Origin of the sequence: Psychrobacillus sp. NPDC096623 (assembly GCF_044762655.1) — a bacterium.
GTDB lineage: Bacteria > Bacillota > Bacilli > Bacillales_A > Planococcaceae > Psychrobacillus.
In genome coordinates, this window is sequence record NZ_JBIWER010000010.1 from 22,362 (window position 1) to 40,893 (window position 18,532).

Annotated in this window: 15 protein-coding genes and 2 tRNA genes; 15 read left to right on the forward strand and 2 right to left on the reverse strand. The window is 37.4% G+C overall.

The window, feature by feature from the left end; genetic code table 11:
* Positions 1-3 precede the first annotated feature (3 nt).
* The 12 genes from mfd to ACIQX2_RS18835 all read left to right on the forward strand — a co-directional run bounded on the left by mfd (position 4) and on the right by ACIQX2_RS18835 (position 13,280).
* Positions 4-3,537 carry a transcription-repair coupling factor gene (mfd, locus tag ACIQX2_RS18780; protein WP_402854048.1) on the forward strand — a complete coding sequence of 1,178 codons (3,534 nt, stop codon included), beginning with the start codon at positions 4-6 and terminating at the stop codon, positions 3,535-3,537.
* Positions 3,538-3,623: 86 nt separating this feature from the next.
* Positions 3,624-4,160: a stage V sporulation protein T gene (gene spoVT / locus ACIQX2_RS18785; RefSeq protein WP_402854130.1), complete on the forward strand. Its 537-nt coding sequence runs from the start codon at positions 3,624-3,626 to the stop codon at positions 4,158-4,160.
* A gap of 364 nt (positions 4,161-4,524) precedes the next feature.
* Complete coding sequence (locus ACIQX2_RS18790; RefSeq protein ID WP_402854051.1) at positions 4,525-5,262, forward strand: class I SAM-dependent methyltransferase; 738 nt, start codon at positions 4,525-4,527, stop codon at positions 5,260-5,262.
* A 488-nt stretch (positions 5,263-5,750) separates the two neighbouring features.
* On the forward strand, positions 5,751-7,361 hold the full coding sequence (locus ACIQX2_RS18795) for a putative polysaccharide biosynthesis protein (RefSeq protein ID WP_402854054.1): 1,611 nt from the start codon (positions 5,751-5,753) through the stop codon (positions 7,359-7,361).
* A gap of 13 nt (positions 7,362-7,374) precedes the next feature.
* Positions 7,375-8,832: a bifunctional methyltransferase/pyrophosphohydrolase YabN gene (yabN, locus tag ACIQX2_RS18800; RefSeq protein WP_402854057.1), complete on the forward strand. Its 1,458-nt coding sequence runs from the start codon at positions 7,375-7,377 to the stop codon at positions 8,830-8,832.
* A gap of 7 nt (positions 8,833-8,839) precedes the next feature.
* Positions 8,840-9,130 (forward strand): RNA-binding S4 domain-containing protein, encoded by a 291-nt coding sequence (locus tag ACIQX2_RS18805; RefSeq protein WP_093063096.1) that lies wholly within the window; start codon positions 8,840-8,842, stop codon positions 9,128-9,130.
* A 514-nt stretch (positions 9,131-9,644) separates the two neighbouring features.
* Entirely contained in the window at positions 9,645-9,947 is a 303-nt protein-coding gene (gene yabP / locus ACIQX2_RS18810; RefSeq protein ID WP_093063095.1) for a sporulation protein YabP, read from the forward strand.
* Complete coding sequence (gene yabQ, locus ACIQX2_RS18815) at positions 9,944-10,441, forward strand: spore cortex biosynthesis protein YabQ (RefSeq protein ID WP_402854061.1); 498 nt, start codon at positions 9,944-9,946, stop codon at positions 10,439-10,441. Before yabP ends, yabQ begins: the two co-directional genes overlap by 4 nt.
* 24 nt (positions 10,442-10,465) lie before the next feature.
* Positions 10,466-10,861 (forward strand): FtsB family cell division protein, encoded by a 396-nt coding sequence (locus ACIQX2_RS18820; protein WP_402854064.1) that lies wholly within the window; start codon positions 10,466-10,468, stop codon positions 10,859-10,861.
* A gap of 139 nt (positions 10,862-11,000) precedes the next feature.
* Positions 11,001-11,432 carry a S1 domain-containing RNA-binding protein gene (locus ACIQX2_RS18825; RefSeq protein ID WP_090570830.1) on the forward strand — a complete coding sequence of 144 codons (432 nt, stop codon included), beginning with the start codon at positions 11,001-11,003 and terminating at the stop codon, positions 11,430-11,432.
* Between the two features lie 173 nt (positions 11,433-11,605).
* Positions 11,606-12,811, forward strand: a complete 1,206-nt coding sequence (locus ACIQX2_RS18830) for an EAL-associated domain-containing protein (protein WP_402854067.1) — start codon at positions 11,606-11,608, stop codon at positions 12,809-12,811.
* A gap of 19 nt (positions 12,812-12,830) precedes the next feature.
* On the forward strand, positions 12,831-13,280 hold the full coding sequence (locus tag ACIQX2_RS18835; RefSeq protein ID WP_402854071.1) for a DinB family protein: 450 nt from the start codon (positions 12,831-12,833) through the stop codon (positions 13,278-13,280).
* Between the two features lie 111 nt (positions 13,281-13,391).
* Here the strand turns inward: ACIQX2_RS18835 and ACIQX2_RS18840 are convergent.
* Positions 13,392-13,463 (reverse strand) — tRNA-Glu (locus tag ACIQX2_RS18840).
* Between the two features lie 7 nt (positions 13,464-13,470).
* A tRNA-Met gene (locus ACIQX2_RS18845) sits at positions 13,471-13,544 on the reverse strand.
* Between the two features lie 227 nt (positions 13,545-13,771).
* Between ACIQX2_RS18845 and ACIQX2_RS18850 the strand changes: the two genes are divergently transcribed.
* From ACIQX2_RS18850 to hpt, 3 genes are all read left to right on the forward strand, one after another.
* On the forward strand, positions 13,772-16,147 hold the full coding sequence (locus ACIQX2_RS18850; RefSeq protein ID WP_402854074.1) for a SpoIIE family protein phosphatase: 2,376 nt from the start codon (positions 13,772-13,774) through the stop codon (positions 16,145-16,147).
* A 340-nt stretch (positions 16,148-16,487) separates the two neighbouring features.
* The gene (tilS, locus tag ACIQX2_RS18855) at positions 16,488-17,885 is read left to right on the forward strand and encodes a tRNA lysidine(34) synthetase TilS (RefSeq protein ID WP_402854077.1); all 1,398 of its coding nucleotides are present in this window, start codon (positions 16,488-16,490) and stop codon (positions 17,883-17,885) included.
* A gap of 11 nt (positions 17,886-17,896) precedes the next feature.
* Positions 17,897-18,439 carry a hypoxanthine phosphoribosyltransferase gene (gene hpt / locus ACIQX2_RS18860; protein ID WP_402854080.1) on the forward strand — a complete coding sequence of 181 codons (543 nt, stop codon included), beginning with the start codon at positions 17,897-17,899 and terminating at the stop codon, positions 18,437-18,439.
* Positions 18,440-18,532: the final 93 nt, after the last annotated feature.

Genomic DNA, 18,532 nt, shown 5'->3' on the forward strand with positions numbered 1-18,532 from the left:
CAGATGGAACCTTTAAATAATTTATTAATCGAAGATATACAAATACAAAAGTTAGTAAAAGAGTTAGAGAGTGGGAAGGACCAACAATTAATAACTGGACTTACTTCTAGTGCTAGAGCAGTATTCACCAATATGCTATATAAAAATCGACAGGGAGCTATATTAATCGTAACGCCTAACCTATTACATGCTCAAAAACTTACAGAGGATTTAGTAAAACTAATCGGTGAGGACCTCGTGCGTTTATATCCTGCTGATGAGCTAATCGCTGCCGATATATCTATTACTAGTCCAGAACTTCGGGCGCAAAGACTAGAAGCGCTAGATCATATGTTAACGCATGATAATGGCGTTTATATTGTTCCTATTGCGGGTCTTAAAAAGCATATGCCAACCAAGAGTGATTGGCAGGCTAGTAGTATGTCTATTTCGGAAGGGGAAGAAATTAGTTTAGATTCCTTTCTGCAAAGATTAGTGAATATGGGATATGTTCGTCAGCCTATGGTTACTGCTCCAGGAGAGTTTGCTTTACGAGGTGGAATTATCGATATCTATCCACTTTATTTAGAAAATCCTATTCGTATCGAATTATTTGATACAGAAGTTGATTCTATCCGAACTTTTTCTGCAGAAGATCAGCGTTCATTGGAAAAACGAAAAGAGATTCGAATTTTACCGGCTACTGAATATGTGCTAACGGAGGAAAAGAAACTTCTGCTAGCTCATAAACTAGAAGAGGCATTAGCGGAAAGCTTGGAAAAAGTTAAAATCCCAGAAATAAGAGATCTTTTTTATCAAAATATCCAACAGGACATTGAATTGTTAAAGCAAGGTGAGCAACCTACAGAATATATGAAGTATGTATCATTATTGGAAGAGAGTAATAGTTTTTTAGGTAACTATTTCAACGAAAACGGAATGGTTTTATTTGACGAGCTTGGAAGAATTCAAGAAGTGACAGAGACGTTAGAGAGAGAAGAAAATGATTGGATTCTTTCTTTGTTAGAGGAAGGAAAAACGGTACACCGGGTAAAACCATCTTTTAATCTAAAAGAGATAATTCAAATGTTTTCTAACGAAAAGTTATACTTTTCTCTGTTTTCTAGAACTTTTTCTGGAATTACGATTAAAAAAAATATTAGTTTTTCTTGTAAACCAATGCAAAACTTCCATGGACAAATGCATTTATTGAAAAATGAAATAGAGCGATTTACCCAAGGGAAATTCCGCTTATTTATACTTGCTGACGGCAAAGACCGTGTGCAAAAAATACACACAGTGCTAGAAGACTACGAGATTTCTACACAAATTGGTGCTTCCGAAGAAGATATGAAATCACCTGGAGTTTATATCATAGAAGGAGATTTAGAAGCTGGTTTTGAACTTCCATTACAAAGAATTGCAGTAATTAACGACTCTGAGTTGTTTAAACAAAAGCATAAGAAAAAAGCAAGAGCTCAAAAGGTAACGAATGCTGAGCGTATTAAAAGTTACTCCGAGATAAAACCTGGAGATAATGTTGTACATATACATCATGGTATTGGGAAATATATTGGCATTGAAACATTGCTTGTTAATGGAATTCATAAAGACTATCTCCATATTCGTTATCGTGGGGAGGATAAATTATTCGTTCCTGTCGATCAAATAGATCTCATTCAAAAATATGTTGCGTCTGGGGAAAAAGATCCAAAGCTTCACAAGTTGGGCGGAGCAGATTGGAAGAAAACCAAAACAAAGGTTTCAGCTGCAGTTCAAGATATTGCAGATGAGTTAATAAAGCTATACGCCAAACGAGAAGCAGAAGTCGGGTATGCATTTGAACCTGATAGTGATATGCAGCAATCCTTTGAAGCAGCATTTCCTTATGAGGAAACCGAGGATCAACTACGTACTATTCTAGAAGTGAAAAAAGATATGGAAAAACCTCGACCAATGGATCGTCTTGTCTGTGGGGATGTAGGCTACGGTAAAACAGAAGTAGCAATACGAGCAGCATTCAAAGCTGTTATGGAAGGGAAGCAAGTTGCCTTTCTCTGTCCGACAACTATATTGGCGCAACAGCATTATGAAACTATGCTAGACCGCTTTCAAGACTTTCCAATTGAAGTGGGTCTCCTAAGTCGTTTCCGCAACAAAAAACAACAGGCGGAAACAATTAATGGGCTGAAAAAAGGATTAGTTGATGTAGTAGTAGGTACACATCGAATTCTATCTAAAGATGTGGAGTACCACGATTTAGGTCTTTTAGTTGTAGATGAGGAACAACGATTTGGAGTAAAACATAAAGAACGGATCAAGCAGTTGAAGACAAATGTGGATGTTATGACGTTAACCGCTACACCTATACCACGAACATTACATATGTCGATGATTGGGGTACGTGATCTATCTGTTATTGAGACTCCTCCTAAAAACCGTTTTCCAGTTCAGACCTATGTGATGGAACAAAATGGTGCACTTGTCCGAGAAGCAATTGAAAGGGAGTTAGCACGTGGAGGACAGGCATTTTATCTATACAATCGAGTAGAAGATATTACGAGGAAAGTGGATGAGATTCAAATGCTAGTTCCAACTGCAAGAGTTGGATTTGCGCATGGGCAAATGACTGAAACAGAGCTAGAGTCAATTATTATCAGCTTTATAGAAGGAGAATATGACGTTTTAGTTACTACGACTATTATTGAAACAGGTATTGATATTCCTAACGTTAATACACTTATTATTCAAGATGCTGATAAAATGGGACTTTCACAATTGTATCAATTACGAGGTCGTGTAGGGCGATCCAATCGTGTTGCTTATGCGTACTTAATGCATCAACGAGACAAGGTGTTAACAGATGTGGCAGAAAAACGATTGCAGGCGGTAAAAGAATTTACAGAGCTTGGTTCGGGTTTCAAAATTGCAATGCGCGACCTGTCTATTCGAGGTGCTGGTAACTTATTAGGCTCACAGCAGCATGGATTTATAGACTCAGTCGGATTTGATCTTTATACGCAAATGCTGGAAGATGCAATTGCGGAAAAACGTACTGGTATAAAAAAAGAGGATTTGCCAGAAATAGAGATTGCGTTATCCACGGATGCCTATATTTCAGATGAATATATTCCCGATGGCTATCAAAAGATTCAAATGTATAAACGTGTCAAAGCGATGGATAAAGAAGAGGAGTACTTCGATCTCATAGATGAATTACAGGACCGGTTTGGAGATATACCTCTCGAAGCAGAAAAATTGCTGCGTATTGCACGTATGAAAATTTGGGGAATTGCGGTAGGCGTAGTGTCTATTAAGGAAACAAATAAAATAATTTCGATTACTTTAAGTGCAGAAGGTACAAAGGCTATTAATGGAGCAAAGCTTGTAGAAGAATCTATGAAATACGGACGTGCAGTTGGCTTTAATATGGACAACGGCAGTCTGGTACTGACAATTGATGAACGTAAAACAGGAAAATTTGATCCATTCGATGTATTAGAAGAGATGATGAAATTATTGCCCGAATCTAAAAAAGAAATAGCAGACGTCAAATAGCTCTTTGCATATTTTTTGGTAATATGATGCATACTATGGCAGAAATGAAATTTAATTTCCAATCTGTCGAAAGTGAGGCATATTACATGAAAGCAACAGGCATCGTACGTCGTATTGATGATTTAGGTAGAGTGGTTATTCCGAAAGAAATACGTCGAACCCTTCGAATCCGAGAAGGAGATCCATTGGAAATTTTTACGGATAGAGAAGGAGAAGTAATCTTAAAAAAATATTCGCCTATTAGTGAGCTTGGAGATTTTGCAAAGGAATATGCGGACACTTTGTATGAGACTTTAGGAACCCCAGTGTTAATAAGTGACCGTGATGAAATGATTGCAGCAGCAGGACTTTCAAAGAAGGATTACTTAAATCGTAGACTAAGCCCAGGTGTTGAAGACATAATTGGTCAGCGCTCCATCGTAATGGAAAAACATGAAAATTCGGTTGAATGGATTCCAGGAGTAGTTGAAACAGTTAAATCCTATTGCATAGCACCTATTATTGCTTCAGGGGATCCAATCGGAGCTGTATTCATCATTTCGAAGGTACACTTTATTGGAGAATCTGAACTAAAGGCAATTGAAACTGCAGCAAATTTTCTGGCAAAACAAATGGAAAGTTGAAAAGAGATTAGAACAAAACATTCTTCCAAAACGATAACCCCGAGAATTTTACGAATAGTAAAGTTTTCGGGGCTTTCTATGAGATTCCTACTTTTCTACTACTGCGGCCGCTTTCCCGTGGTCTCTCGCTCAATAAGTTCCCCTATGACATTCCACCTTTACTTCAAACAACCGAAATGTAGGAGTTTTTAAAAATAGTGCAAACAAATGATATATAGTAAGTGATTTAAAAGCTCGCCTGAAGTTAACTAACTATTCATTCTACTTTGTGCTAAGATAGTTATATCCAGGAGGTGTTTCCTAAATGGGAATCCGTAACTTATTGATTTCTCTGTAATTTAATAAAATTACAGGAGGAATGAAAATGAAATCAAATTGGGTAAAGCCATTCTATAAAAGACAATTCGAGTTATATTCTCCATCTCATAAAGTAAGTGAATACGACATGTCTTTATCAGCTGAAATCATGGAACAGGTTGGAAAGCCTTTTCGAACAATATTGGAACTAGGTGCTGGGAACGGTAGATTAGCAAGAGCACTTGCGTCATTCGATAAAGAAGTAACTACGATTGAATTAGTACCGGAAATTGTTGAATTCACTAAGCAGTCTAACGATGACAAGGTTAATTCACTATGTGGTAGCTTTTATACAATTGAGCTGGAAGAAACATTCGAAGTAATACTTTATATGGATGGCTTTGGGATAGGTACAGATAATGATCAGATTATGCTGTTAGAAAGAATTTATAATTGGTTATCAGAGGATGGCATCGGATTAATCGATATCTATCAGCCAAAGTATTGGCAAAAAGTAAATGGCATTAAAATGTCTCCCAATCTGGGTGTACTTAGAGAATATGGTTATGATGTTCAAACTAATCGAATGATTGATACCTGGTGGGCAGAGAACAGTAACGATAAGGTTGTTCAGTCATTAGCTTGTTACACACCGGAAGAGGTTATAGCGTTATGCCAAAGAGCTAATCTCAAAGTATTGGAGATATATCCTGGTGGAGCAATGGACTATGATAAATGGGTATTTCAAGAAAATACAACAATAGATGAATGTCTATCCTATCGTATTAAAATCAGGAAAACATAATACTAGCCGCTTCAACAAAGATAATTTTGTTGGAGCGGCTTTAGCTTGGTTATCGGTAGATTTTAATATTACAAAATTATTGGGTTCGCAAGTTAGATGAGAGAAGTAAAAATTATTAATTGGTCCCGTTCTATATTTCTTATCCATTCTTCCAACGCTTTTCGATGCAAACATAGGCGCTTGCGCTTTTCTAGTATGGTCCAGACTTCAGGCGCCAGTTGTTCGAGTCGCTTCAGGATTTCGAGAAAGGCAAAATACGCCTTTCCCCGAAATCCTTCTAGCGCTTTTCACAACTAAACGGGTGCCTTGCGCATTTCTTCGGTTGTCGAGACTCCAGAGCCTAGCCCTCGAGTCGCTTCAGAATATTTCAGTAAAGGCACAGTTACGCCTTTACGTGAAATTCTTCCAGCGCTAGTCGGGGCTATCATAGGCGCTTCTGCTTTTCTAGGTTATAATATTCCTATCGTATGATGGGAGTAGGATTGGTTATGGCGAATGAGTGGAATATGAAAACTTATATGAAAGGTGCAGCTATGCTGACGGTTGCCGCTATTATCGTTAAGCTACTTAGTGCTGTGTACCGTGTGCCATTTCAAAATTTGGTCGGAGATGAAGGATTTTATATTTACCAACAGGTATATCCGTTCATTGGTATTATTACTACTTGGACTTCGTTTGGTTTTGCCGTAGCATTGTCTAAAGTTTTATCGGATTATAAAGCGCTTGGAAAAGATTATGCTATTCCAAGGATAAAGCAAATTGCTTTTTATTATATTGGATTTATTTCTATAGTATTTTTTATTTTATTGTTTATGGGTGCTGGATTCTTAGCGAAAGCAATGGGAGATGCAAATCTTGCTCAGCTATTAAAAGCTGGTTCATTCGTCATATTATTGATGCCGATGCTTGCTGTATTAAAGGGAGACTTTCAATCGGATGGTCGTATGCAGCCAGTCGCCTATGCGCAGGTCGTGGAGCAGGCAGTCCGAGTTTTTGTGATACTACTTGGTACATGGCTTATCGTTTCTACTAGTTTTGATCTGTATAAGGCAGGAAGTATGGCTATGTATGGAGCAGTGGCGGGTGAACTTGCTGGCGTCCTACTGCTATCCTTTATTTATTGGAAATCCATGAAGCAATCAAAGACAGGGGAAATTCAACAGGATATAGCTGTGTGGCCAATAGTAAAGAGCTTAACACTGATAAGTATAAGTGCTAGTATAAGTGCACTATTGTTCCTACTGTTTCAACTGGTAGATTCGTTTACGGTTTTCCAGACCCTTCTAGAAAGTGGCATGGAAAAACATCAGGCTATGGAGAAAAAAGGAGTGTATGATCGAGGGCAGCCGCTTGTTCAATTAGGGATTGTCATAGCCTCTACACTTTCTTTAGCGATCGTTCCGCTAGTAGCTCATCGAATGAGTAAAGGATCAGGAAGAACAGCAGTCCCGTTCATGCAGTTAACATATCGCGTGGCATTTACTTTCGGTGTGGCTGCGGCGATGGGGCTGATCGTTGTACTTCCCTACGTCAATGAAATGCTATTTCAAACAAAAGAAGAATCCACGACTTTAATGGTATTTTCCTTTCAAATTGTATGGATGTCTTTAATTCTGACATTAATGGCGATGCTCCAGGGCAGTGGAATGGTAAAAGTGCCTACGCTATTCTTGTTTATGGGGGTAATCTGTAAGTGGTTATTAAATAGTTTACTAGTCCCTATGTATGGAGTATTAGGAGCAGCTATCTCAGGAAATGTTAGTTTAGCGATTATCTACGTATTGATGTGTTATTATTTTAAAAAGACTTGGAATATCCAATTTGCACCTGCAGTTTTCTATAAAGGAATTACCAAGGCATCCATTTTGATGATAGTGTGTGTGGTTGCTTATGTAGTATTAGGAGATGCTCTGTTATTTGATTATCTCACTAGTAGAATACAATCAATTGTCATCTCGTTAACTGCAGTAACGCTCGGTGCAACTATTTTTTTAGTAAGTATAGCAAAAAACCGTGTCATTGCAGAAAAAGAGTGGTTTTTATTGCCGTTTGGTAGAAGGATGGCTACATTTCAGCTTTGGCTAAATAAAGAAAAGTAAGGTTGTGAGTAGTATGAATGAAATCACGATAATAGGTTTAGGAGCAAGTGATTTAGATCAGCTGCCATTAGGTATATATAAAAAGTTAAAAACAGCTGAGTATTTATATGTTCGAACGGAGCAGCACCCAGTTTTGGAGGAATTAAGAACAGAGGGGCTATCCTTTACAAGTTTCGATTCTGTATATGAACAAAATGATCAATTCGAGGGTGTTTATGAAGAGATTGTACGACAGCTCCTTGAGTTGGCAAAGGAACATTCAATTATGTATGCAGTACCAGGGCATCCACTAGTAGCAGAACAAACAGTTCAGCTTTTAATCGAAGCAGAAAAACAAGGGAAGATTAAAATCCGCATAGAAGGTGGACAAAGTTTCCTAGATCCCATTTTTGGGGCTTTACGGATTGATCCAATTGAAGGCTTTCAATTACTAGACGGAACTAGCTTTACGCGGGATGAAGTTCGGATGAATGCGCATGTGCTTATTGGACAAGTATATGATGCATTTAGTGCATCCGAAGTAAAACTTACTCTCATGGAAAAATATCCAGATGATTATGAAGTAACAATTGTTACAGCTGCAGGCTCGTCCGCAGAAAGTTTAACGAAGGTTCCATTATTCGAGTTGGACCGAGTAATGAAATTAGATAATTTGACTACGTTATACGTTCCTCCAATTCCTGAAAAAGAAAATCGCTTAAAAGAGTGGCAAACACTTCGTCAAATAGTGGCTGAATTACGTGGTCCTAACGGGTGTCCGTGGGATAAGGAACAAACACATACAACCTTAAAGAAATATGCCGTAGAAGAGGTTTATGAGCTTCTGCAAGCAATTGATGAAGAAGATGATGATCATATCGTAGAAGAGTTAGGAGACGTCCTGTTACAAGTATTTTTACATGCTCAAATAGGGGAAGATAACGGATATTTTAGTATAGAAGATGTATTAAGCTCTATTGCTGACAAAATGATTCGTAGACACCCGCATGTATTTGGAAACGTAAAAGCAGAAAGTACGGAAGATGTTCTACGAAATTGGCAGCAAATAAAGTCCGAAGAGAATGGAGATTCCAAGGATTCCTTATTAGATGGGGAAACGCGAGCAGATTCATCCCTACTTACTTCCTATAACTATCAAAAGTCAGTAGCGAAAGTTGGTTTTGATTGGCCAGACGTATCTGGAGCTTGGGAGAAGTTCGAAGAAGAACTGGCTGAATGGAAGACAGAATTAGCAGAAGGCACAAAGGAATCTCAAGTAGATGAATTAGGTGATGTGTTATTTACCATTGTAAATTTAGCGCGTTTTTATCATTTATCTCCGGAGCAGGCAATGATTCAGGCCAATAAAAAATTTAAAAGAAGGTTTCAATTTATAGAACATAGTGTAAAGAGCGATAAAGGAGACTTTTCTCATTACACACTAGAAGAGCTAGACCAATTTTGGAAAGATGCAAAAAAATTAGAGGGGTAGTGGCAAAATGAGATTAGACAAATATTTAAAGGTTTCCAGACTTATAAAGCGTAGAACATTAGCAAAAGAAGTAGCTGACCAAGGTAGAATAACGATAAATGGCAAAGTAGCAAAGGCGAGCTCTGACGTGAAAGCCGGAGATGAACTGTCAATCAGATTCGGACAAAAAGTAGTAACAGCAACGGTTGATGCGGTTAGAGACTCTGCGAAAAAAGAAGAGGCTTCATTAATGTTCACGATTACTAAAGAAGAGAGATTAGAAAAAGTAGATCCAGAATTTATTGATGACGAAGATTAATTAAAAAAATCGTTCATAAAGACGCTCGGTCCTTTAGTTTCAAACCTGTTTATATCGTTTTCGTAGGGCTTTGGACAGACAGGCCGCTACATTATTTACGAGAGAATTTTTAAAGAGACTGGTCGTGACAGACGTCACGACCAGTCTCTTCTTTTATCTGTAATTTTATGGCGTTTGTCCCGCATTAACGGGCAGTACATAACTGACCGTAAAAGCCCGAATGGTTCAACTAACAATCAGTGGGGGATGAAGCCCCACTGATTGAAGTTTCACTTTATCTGTCCGTCTCCGCGGAGGCTAACGGACCGCCCGAGGAAAGCGTACACCTGAAACGGAAATCAGTAGTATTATCCGATAGTTCTAGTTCTTTAAAATTCATGAACACTGGAATCTAGATGAATACAAATTAGAAATTAAATAGTTTCTTATAAATTATGAAAAAAAGCATGGGAGTTGTCATGCTTTTTTTTTATGCGCATACAATAAACTAGGACAAGGAGAGGAGAGAGTATATATGCAATATCAAGCAGAAAACCAAACTATTACAATTCCATCGGGGGACCATTTAATTTCGCTTAGAAATCGTAAGCGTATGGACCTGACATCAGTAAAATCTATTGAAAAATTTGATCAACAAGAATTTTATGTGAGAACTTCTCAGGGTATACTTCACATCAAAGGAGAAGACTTAAAAATTGTCCATCTGGATGTTGATAAAGGGTTATTAACTTTGGAAGGAATCGTTCGAGCGATGCAATATGATGAAGAGCAAAGTTTAGACGGAGCTAGAGGATTACTTCATAAATTATTCGGATGACACTCTCATTACAATTCTTTAGTCTGTTACTAATGGTCTTTAGTGGGGTATTGGTAGGAGCGATAATCGAAGGGACGCGCTTTGTTACGGGAAGTTTCCCAAAGCGTTCCCTCGTTTATAAATATCGGGTTATTCTTGAAATCATTGTATGGATCACCCTTGGAATAGGTACGTTTTATATACTTTTTGAAGTACGAGATGGCATATGGAGAATTTACGACCCGCTAGCACAAATAGTAGGTATCCTCTTATACGATCAATTATTTCAGCCGGTGTTTCGTCTAATTGGTAGAATCTTTTTACGTTTGATTATCCAACCAATTTGGTGGATGATTCGCTTCATCTGGCTAGTGGTAAATAAAATTATTTATCTTATCTGGAAGCTTATCTCCTTTGTTTTTAAACCATTTCATTTTTTATTTCTAAAAACGTGGCATTTGGCACTTCAGAAAAAGCCGAACTTCCGTTATAATAGAAAATACACGAAAAAATGAAATAGTTTGATAGGAGAGAGCAAAATGGGAGAGAAGCAAAGAAACGTACCAGTAAGGAAACAAATTGCATCGATTAATACTGATTATGTTCGCTCTATCGAACGCCAAGAAAATCGAAACAAAGCAAAAAAGGTTCGTTTAGCGAGAAGGTTAGTTTTGTTTGCTATTTTATCTGTAGCGCTAGTTGGATTTTTAGTAACAACTTTACTAAACAGTAAAAGTGCATATGAAGAAAAACAGCTTGAAAAAGAACAAGTGGCACAACAGCTTGAACAAGTGAAAGAAGAGCAAGAAATCCTTAAAGTACAAATTTCAAAGCTGAACGATGATGAGTACATTGGCAAACTATTAAGAAAACAATATTTCCTTTCCGAAGAGGGTGAAATTATTTTCACTTTACCTGGAAAAGAAGAAAAATAATTAAAAAAAACTAAGAGTAAAAGAGTAGTCTTATTGACACTCTTTTTTTGTTAGCTATAATAAGGGTAAGGGTTTGAAAGATAAAATCAGACAAATTCTTTAAAGAGTCGCTTAAATTTTAAGGAGGAGCATTTTTTTTATGTCAATTGAAGTAGGCAGCAAGGTAGAAGGTAAAGTAACAGGAATCACAAATTTCGGAGCATTCGTCGAACTACCGGGAGGCTCAACAGGACTTGTTCACATTAGTGAAGTGGCGGACAATTATGTAAAAGATATTAATGAGCATCTGAAGGTTGGAGATGTTGTTGAAGTTAAGGTGATGAATGTTGAAGCGGATGGCAAAATCGGATTATCTATTCGAAAAGCAAAGCCTCAAGCGGAAAGACCAGAGAGACCGGAACGTCCTCAGCGTCCTAGAAATAACAATCGCCCAAATGATCGCGATCGTCCTAGCAAAGAGAATTTTGAGCAAAAAATGGCTAGATTCTTGAAAGATAGTGAAGATCGTTTGTCTACGTTAAAGCGTGCTACAGAATCTAAGCGCGGTGGCAGAGGCGCCAAAAGAGGATAATTTGCTGTCTGTTTTATCAGTAGAAAAAATGTCATATAGATAAAAAGGTGTTGGGTTTTGCTAACACCTTTTTTTTGTACACAAAATAAGAGATTAAGCATATCCTTAAAATAAGGTAAACTAATTTTTAATACTAATATTGGTATGTTTTGAACTTTTGAGGAGGTTTTTTGATGGATGCAATGGATGTACTAACGAATATAGAACATGTAAAAGCATATTATCAGCCGATTTTTAGTGCGGACGAACATATTGTAGTAGCTTACGAAGTTTTAGGGAAACTTGTTGCTGAAGAAAAGCTTATTAATTTAAACACTTTTGCATATGATGAGGATATTCCAGTAGAGTATCGTTTAGAAGTCGAACATAAAATTCTTCGTTTGGCCCTCTCAGAGCTAATGGAAAAGGGGAAAGATTACGATATCTACTTACCGTGCAATGCAAATTTACTCATATTAGATTATGGGGAGAGTTACTTCGATATTATCAACGAATATGTCCCCGAAGATTTGCTTTCGCGAATTGTACTAGTCCTTTCAGAACATGATTTTAAAGGGGATTTAAGTCAACTTAGTAACATACTTAGATATTATGGAACGTATGGGATAAAAATAGCTATAAATCAAGTAGGTTCGGAAAGTCATATAGATTATATAAAAATGCTGTCACCACATATATTAAAGGTAAATATTGAAAAACTGAGCTATGAGTCGTGGAGTGCCAAAAATGATTTATTTACATCCTTAGGATCGCTAGCACATAAAATAGGTGCTAATATGTTATTTGAAGGAATTGATAGTGTGCACCAACTTCAATTTGCTTGGAAAAACGGCGGTCGATATTATCAAGGGAAGTATTTGGCAGACGCTCAGAGAGATACAATTTCAAAAGATTTGTTAAAAGATCATTTCAAAGAAAAGTGCCAGCAGTTTATTACCACAGAAAAGCGGTTACTTGAAGAAAAATATAATGAGTTTAAAAAACTGCAGAATATGTTAGAAAAAGCAATTGGACATGTAAATCCAACAAGCGACAGCGTAGAGCGATTATTATTGCTTTCTGAGGAATTAGATGATTGTTCATTCCGTATATATATTTGTGATGAAGATGGATTCCAACTATCTCCTAATATAATGCGTGTCGATAAAAAATGGAATGTGCAAGAAGATGCGATCAATAAAAACTGGAGTTGGCGTCCGTACTTTTTAAAAACGATTATCAAAATGCGTAATGACCAGAGTGGAGAGTTTTCGGATATGTATAGCGATATTGTTACAGGAGAAATGATGCGTACATTCTCTATTCCACTAAATGATCGGGAGTATTTGTTTATTGATATTTCTTATGACTACTTGTTTAAACATAATATATTTAGATAAGTAAATGGAGGGTTAACTAGTGACGAAAGAAGAACTATTGAAAGCACATAGTGAATATATTAATTGGTTGGATTCTTTAGCTTCATTAGACGAAGCAAAAGCGAAAGCTCCTTATGCTGAAGGGAAATGGTCACCAAATGAAATAATAATGCATCTTGGTGAATGGGATCACTTTACTTTAAAACAACGTTTGCCTAATATGAAGGAAGGTGAAAAGCTTGAAAGGTTTCCAGATTTCGAAACGTTTAATGCAAAAGCCGCAGCCCTTGCTCATGAACAAACATTTAAAGAAACCCTTTCGTATGCAAAAAAACAGCGACAATATATTATTGAAAAGCTTCAGCAAACAGATGAAATAGAATGGGACAAGATTTTCCTCATTGGAAATAGTGAATCCTCTATTCGTAGCTATTTCACAGATTTTTTAGAGCATGATGATCATCATAGAAAACAAGTATCATCCGTATAATTTATATTCCAGACTTCTTTGAGTAATATTCTTTAAACACTTCGACAAATAGTGTATTTTTTGACATAAAAAAGCAGTTCCTAAATGGTTTAGGAACTGCTTTTTATTAGATGACCCCTACGGGATTCGAACCCGTGTTACCGCCGTGAAAGGGCGGTGTCTTAACCGCTTGACCAAGGGGCCGTAAATATGGCGGCCGAGGGGATCGAACCCCCGACCTCACGGGTATGAACCGTACGCTCTAGCCAGCTGAGCTAGGCCGCCGTTTTTTACGAACAAATTATATATTACAAGCGTTTTACTAAAGTGTCAATAATTCTTTAGAGAAATTTTAAAAATATTAAAAGAAAGTTTGTTTGAAAAATTCATATTATTTAGTTTATTAGCTGATGCCGTCGAAAAGTTATTTGAAGTATATGTCAGAAACAGACATACTTTTTGTAGCAATACTAGGTATACTTCCATCAATAGTTGAATAGGAGGTATTCGTTTTGAAGACGGTTTATGAACAGGAACAAAAACGTAGTATATCTTTGAGAAAGCTCGGAGAAGGTTTTAAGGCCAAAAGAATTACTATTTTCTTTTCATTCATTTTTCTGCTTTTGTCATTTTTTCTAGCACAGGTTGTATTGTTCGAGGCCTCGGTTCCGTTTTTTCTTCCTCTTTGGGCGCTGGTTAATCTGCGGTTTCAACGCTTTGCCCCTTGGGCAGTGGTAGGGGCTATATGCGGAAGCTTTACGCTAGGGTTTGGACAAGTTATTATTCATGCATTACAAGCATTATTATTTCCGTTCTATCAGAATAGATTTATCAATAAAATTCCTTTACCTATATTTGTACTGATCGATGTTGTATGTATACAGATTGTATGGCAGTTTGTTTCATATGGCGGGGAGATTCCAGTTTCCATTTTGCTAGCCATCGCATATGAAGGGGTCTTAAGTTTGTTTATGACTATATTTTTATTTCAGTTATTCCTACCATTTCCAGACTTATTGCATAAAAGATGGACGGGAGAAAGGATGGGTGCTGCACTACTTATAGGAGCACTTGTATTAACTGGGATGTCCTCTTATATAGTTGGATACGTTTCGATTCCGCTTATGGCAGCGCATCTCGTAATTGCCGTGTCAGCTGCCATTGGTGGTGTTCAGCTTGCCACGGTCGTTGCAGTTCTTTCGGGAACAATTTTAAGTATTTCTAAACTTAGCTTTAGTGGAATGATTGCAGTATATGCCGTAACAGGCTTCTTGGCAGGATTGCACAAGCCTTTTGGAAGACTATGGCAAGCGTTTAGTATGCTAGGGGCAACCTTTTTCTTTATATTATATGATAGAACTTTACCTCTAGATTCTGTGTATATAGGTTCCCTTGTTATTGCTTCCTTATTATTTTTTATCGTTCCATCTTCATGGATTAAAGAATTGAAAGATCAATTATATCCTGATACAACGAGTGTCCTGTTAAGAAGACAAAAATGGATGACGGAAAAAGTAAATCATCAGCTTCAAGAATTCCAGCATTTTGTAGACTTTATTACACGGTTTATATCCGAGAGGTTTGATTCGAAAGCGTTAAGAAAAGACCAAAAGACAGAGCCACTGCCAATTTGTCGTGCTTGTTTTCAGTATGAAAAGTGTTGGGGAGAGAAATCCAATGGCATGCCTGTATTGATAAAGGAATGGGAGGAGCAGCCTAAAAAATCCAGAATGCAAACAGAGACTAGAATTCAATATAAGTGTGTAAAACCAATTCAAGTTATGCATGAGTTGAAGGAAAAAGAGGCTAAACAACAGCTTACCTATGAATTGCAGCATGGAAAAAAGATGTTCGCACTCAAATTGAAGGATATGGGAAATCATATGAGCGAACTGATGAGCAATTTAGAAAACAATATAACTACGTACTCATCTCATGAAGAGGTCATTAAACAAAAATTCCAGCAAGCAAATATACCTTTCTTTCAAATAGATGTATTGAATATAGAGATCGGGCAAATGGAAATTGTTTGCTGCTTACCTATTGAAGCAAGAGCTAAAATGGTAGGAGAACGTTTAATCGTTCCGCTATTTTATGAACTTTGGAACGAACCGTTTGAAATTACAGCAATGAAAGAAATTCATCATCCGTATGAACATATTCAATTGACCTGTAAATCGTCCGTTCGTTTTCAAATAACACATGACGTATATACATCCTCTAGTAAAAATACCATTTACTCAGGTGACGCACATGCAGTGTTCCCATTACATCCAGGGCTGATGGCGGTTATTTTATCGGATGGCATGGGTAATGATGTTGAGGCACACAGAGAAAGTAGACGTGTCATGCAGTTTATGAGGGAATGTCTAAATAAAAAAATGGATCCAGAAACAACGATGCATACACTCCATTATTTGATGAGCCTACAAAACGACAATGACAGCTATGCAACAGTTGACCTAGCGTTGATAGATTTGCAAAAAGGAGAGCTTTGGTCTTGGAAAGCCGGAAGTATGTCGACCTATTTAATACGAGGCAATGAAATGAGAAAAATTGAAAGTAAGCATGTTCCATTTGGTTTCTTGCCAACCCTCACGATCGAGGCAAGAAAAATGGAACTAAAAGACGGTGATGTATTGGTCATGTTATCAGATGGAGTATTCTCAGGAAACACCACTGTCGAAAAACAAGAGCAATATTATCAAAAAATACTACAGGACCCTACAATGAATGCAGAACGTTTTGTAAAAAAGTTAGAAGAAACATACTCACTACCAGGAGACGACCGAACTGTTATTTTCATGCAAGTAGAGCATGTAGTACCAGAATGGTCCCTCTTCACACCACGCCAAGCAGCCAAATACCAAGAAAAAATGGTACACTAATAGAAAAGCGGAAGGTGCCCGTTAGCCACGACAAGCGCTGGAAGGCAAACGGTAAAGGCGCCCTTTGCCTTAACCGTATGTCTGAAGCGACTCGAGAGGCTGGCACCTGGAGTCTGGACAGAGAAGAAAAGCGGAAGCGCCTATGTTTGCCCAGACAGGCGTTGGAAGAATTTCGCGGAAAGGCGTCCTTTGCCTTTCTCGAAATTCTGAAACGACCCGAGGGGCAAGGCGCTGTAGCTGGACAGTCGAGAAAAGCGGAAGGTGCCTAAAAAGTAAATGTCCGCCAAGTCCTCAGACAGGCGGACGAATTACTATTGTGATCAATAATAGAGGTGGAAAAATGCATCCGTTCATTTTAAAAGTAAAAAAATATATAGAACACCATCAGCTCATTCAAAATGGGGATCGTCTTCTTCTCGCTTGTTCTGGTGGAGCGGATTCTGTTGCTGCAGTACTTACCTTTTATGAACTTAAAGAGTTTTATAACATTAAATTAGGGATCGTTCACACGGATCACCAGCTTCGAGGAGATGAGTCTGCTGAAGATATGGACTTCGTTGAACAATTGGCTAATAGATTAGATATACCTTTTTATGGAGCTACACTTGCAGTACCTGCAAGAATGGAAGCTGAAGGTGGAAATGTTCAGGTGATATGCCGTGAAGAACGATATGCTTACTTCGATACTATTATGCAACAAGAGCATTTCGATAAGTTGGTACTTGGACATCATGCAGATGATCAGATAGAAACAATAGTTATGTCATTAGTAAGAGGATCTTTGGCATCCTCTCTTACGGGAATACCAATAACAAGACCTTTTTCCGACGGGAGCATCATTCGTCCATTTTTATGTGTAACAAAGGAAGAGATTTTGGACTTCATTCAGGTCCAGGAGCAATCCTATAGACATGATCCTAGTAACGACAAACATACATATACTAGAAATCGTTTACGTCACACCGTAGTGCCACTTCTTCGCCAAGAAAATGAGCATGTAGCAGATAGTATCCGGACGTTCGTGGAGAAACAGCAACAGGATGATATTTTTTTACAAAAGCTTGCTAAAGAAAAATTTGACCAGCTTGTGACAATTAAAAGTAAATCGAGTTTTTTTATGGATACAAAAGAGTTTAGTGGAATTCCAGTTGCTTTACAAAGAAGAGTGATTCTAATACTATTAAAGTATCTGTACGATAGCTCCAACACGCTATTAAATAATCGTTTAATTGAATCTATTTTAGCTGCTTGTAATGAGCAGGATGGTAATACAGTGATTCATTTGCCAAAAGGTTTTTTCCTCAAACGTCATTACAGTCAAGTTCAGTTTTCCTCTTATCCGATACAATCTCTACCAATTCAAACTCAACTTATTGAAGAGGATTGTTGGAGTGCAGTTGGTGCCGGTTATTCTATATACCTGACTAGAAACTTAAACGAGCAGGTTCCTTCCGATGAAAAATGGTTTGTCCAACTGGAAAATGATTCAATACCTCTATCTGCACGACCTAGGATGGAAGGAGATCGAATCCATTTAAAAGGGATGTCTACTCCAAAAAAAGTTTCACGATTGTTTATTGATGAAAAAATTCCGACTGAAGAACGAGCAGTTTGGCCAATACTTGTATCAGCTAAAAATGATATAATGGCTGTAATAGGTCTTCGTTACGGACAGCAATTTGAAAAGAATAGAAATATGCAAAATTTTGTACTATACGTAAGAGTTATTAAGCCATAGGAGGATTAACTATGTTGGAAAAGGATATTTTAGAAGTTTTGTTATCTGAGGAAGAGATCAACCAAAAAACACGTGAATTGGGAGCCTTATTAACAGAAGAGTACAAGGATCAGTACCCACTTGCAATTGGAATTTTAAAAGGTGCAATGCCTTTCATGTCCGATTTGATGAAGCGTGTAGATACATACATTGAAATGGACTATATGGATGTATCGAGCTATGGAAATGCAACGGTTTCTTCTGGTGAGGTTAAAATCGTAAAAGATTTAAACACAAGTGTAGAAGGCCGAGATATTTTAATAATTGAAGACATTATCGATAGTGGGATGACGCTAAGTTACTTAGTAGATCTATTCAAATATCGTAAAGCAAAATCGATTAAAATTGTTACGTTATTAGACAAACCAACCGGTAGAAAAGTAGACTTAAAAGCTGATTTTGTTGGCTTTGAAGTACCAGATGCATTTGTAGTTGGATACGGTTTAGATTATGCAGAAAAATATCGTAACCTACCTTATGTAGGTGTTTTGAAGAAAGAAGTTTACAGTTTTTAGTTTTAAGCCTAGTTAGAAGGCTTTTCATTGTACGTCCAAAATTTCGTGTGATAAGATTATCATTAGTTTTTCTGTTTACCTTGTGAGGAGGCT

Coding starts and splice junctions, on each gene's coding strand:
- mfd (WP_402854048.1), top strand. CDS start 4: ATGGAACCTTTAAATAATTTATTAATCGAAGATATACAAATACAAAAG.
- spoVT (WP_402854130.1), top strand. CDS start 3,624: ATGAAAGCAACAGGCATCGTACGTCGTATTGATGATTTAGGTAGAGTG.
- ACIQX2_RS18790 (WP_402854051.1), top strand. CDS start 4,525: ATGAAATCAAATTGGGTAAAGCCATTCTATAAAAGACAATTCGAGTTA.
- ACIQX2_RS18795 (WP_402854054.1), top strand. CDS start 5,751: ATGGCGAATGAGTGGAATATGAAAACTTATATGAAAGGTGCAGCTATG.
- yabN (WP_402854057.1), top strand. CDS start 7,375: ATGAATGAAATCACGATAATAGGTTTAGGAGCAAGTGATTTAGATCAG.
- ACIQX2_RS18805 (WP_093063096.1), top strand. CDS start 8,840: ATGAGATTAGACAAATATTTAAAGGTTTCCAGACTTATAAAGCGTAGA.
- yabP (WP_093063095.1), top strand. CDS start 9,645: ATGCAATATCAAGCAGAAAACCAAACTATTACAATTCCATCGGGGGAC.
- yabQ (WP_402854061.1), top strand. CDS start 9,944: ATGACACTCTCATTACAATTCTTTAGTCTGTTACTAATGGTCTTTAGT.
- ACIQX2_RS18820 (WP_402854064.1), top strand. CDS start 10,466: ATGGGAGAGAAGCAAAGAAACGTACCAGTAAGGAAACAAATTGCATCG.
- ACIQX2_RS18825 (WP_090570830.1), top strand. CDS start 11,001: ATGTCAATTGAAGTAGGCAGCAAGGTAGAAGGTAAAGTAACAGGAATC.
- ACIQX2_RS18830 (WP_402854067.1), top strand. CDS start 11,606: ATGGATGCAATGGATGTACTAACGAATATAGAACATGTAAAAGCATAT.
- tilS (WP_402854077.1), top strand. CDS start 16,488: ATGCATCCGTTCATTTTAAAAGTAAAAAAATATATAGAACACCATCAG.
- hpt (WP_402854080.1), top strand. CDS start 17,897: ATGTTGGAAAAGGATATTTTAGAAGTTTTGTTATCTGAGGAAGAGATC.